Genomic DNA, 398 nt, shown 5'->3' with positions numbered 1-398 from the left:
AGGTGAGGATATTCGGCAGGTTGAACGCGCGCTGGGCCATCTTCTCGGGAACTCTTTCTGCCTGCGTACTCAAATCAGAAGGGAATGTGGGGGGTCAACAGGGCAGATTCGATTGGTCAGCCGAAAATAGGCGCAAGAATGGTCAGCTGTCATGAAAATGGTTGTAAACCAGCTTCGCCATCTGCTCGGAGATGCCGTCGACCTTGACCAGATCCTCGACCGCGGCACGGCTGACCGCCTTGGCGGTGCCGAAATGCAAAAGCAGCGCTCGCTTGCGGCCGGGGCCGATGCCGGCGATCTCGTCGAGCGGGCTCTTGACCATCTCCTTCTTGCGGCGGGCGCGGTGGGAGCCGATGGCGAAGCGGTGCACCTCGTCGCGCAGGCGCTGGACGAAATAG

General features: G+C 60.8%; 1 protein-coding gene. It reads right to left on the bottom strand.

All coding sequences use genetic code 11. The features are described 5' to 3' along the window. Positions 1-142 precede the first annotated feature (142 nt). Positions 143-398 (bottom strand): helix-hairpin-helix domain-containing protein (locus EN780_RS38270; RefSeq protein ID WP_245500342.1); only part of this gene is annotated, 256 nt, incomplete at its 5' end.

The organism is Mesorhizobium sp. M4B.F.Ca.ET.089.01.1.1 (assembly GCF_004022605.1).
Lineage (GTDB): Bacteria > Pseudomonadota > Alphaproteobacteria > Rhizobiales > Rhizobiaceae > Mesorhizobium > Mesorhizobium abyssinicae.
The sequence above is the reverse complement of the archived record's forward strand: the minus strand, read 5'-3'. Positions and strand labels throughout refer to the sequence as shown.